This window comes from Vibrio sp. 1288 (genome assembly GCF_033344475.1).
The window spans coordinates 1-883 of record NZ_JAWPOX010000263.1; the positions used below are offsets into that span (position 1 = coordinate 1).

General features: G+C 50.6%; 1 protein-coding gene. It reads right to left on the minus strand.

What is annotated here, in order from left to right; all coding sequences use genetic code 11:
- Nucleotides 1–835: metalloprotease PmbA (pmbA, locus tag R8O11_RS26110; protein WP_318194725.1), on the minus strand; the 835-nt coding region annotated here is incomplete at its 3' end.
- Nucleotides 836–883: the final 48 nt, after the last annotated feature.

Sequence of the window (883 nt, forward strand, 5' to 3'; positions counted from 1 at the left end):
TACCCAAGTGATCCAGTAAGAAAGAAGATTTGCGGTACAGGTTGCCACCGCTGATCGCCATCACTAGGTGACCAATCAAGCCAGTTGCCACATCGGCCGCAAACATAATTGGGTATTGGCCCGTTTTCAATCGTTGAGCATCCAGTCGGCTTACAGTATTTTCCGCCGCTTTGCGGCCGACGGTTTCTGGCGTCCACAAATCATCGCGATGGCGGGCAACGGTATAGCTGTAGTCACGTTCCATTTCGCCATTTTTGCCCACGCCAATAACGCAGCAGCTTGTGCTGTGGCGGCTAGACGCGTAGCTTGCTAACAAACCATGGCTGTTTCCGTACACTTTGACGCCGTAGTGGCTATCGTAGCTTGCACCGTCACTTTGCTTGATTGCATCGCTGTAGCTTAGCGCTTCTTTCTCAGCGGCAATCGCCACTTGTGCTGCGTAGTCTGGGTCTGGAGAGTCTGGGTGGAAAAGGTCAAGATCTGGCACCTCTTTCACCATAAATTCTTTCGGCGCTGGGCCTGCGAATGGGTCTTCAGATGTGTAATGAGCGATATCAAGCGCGGCATTCACTGTCTGTTCAATCGCCGCTTCACTCAAATCAGATGTGGAAGCGCTGCCCTTACGTTGGCCTCGGTAAACGGTAATGCCAAGCGCACCATCACTGTTGAACTCGACATTTTCTACATCACCCATTCGAGTGGAAACACTCAAACCTGTGCTTTTAGTAATTGCGACTTCTGCTGCATCCGACTTCGCCGACGCGAGCTCCAATGCTCGTGCCACGGCTTGCTCTAGCTCGGTACGTTGCTCAGCAACCTGCTGTTTAATATCCATTGTCTTTCACATCTTGTATTCAATACGCAATAGAATAACAAGAATTTC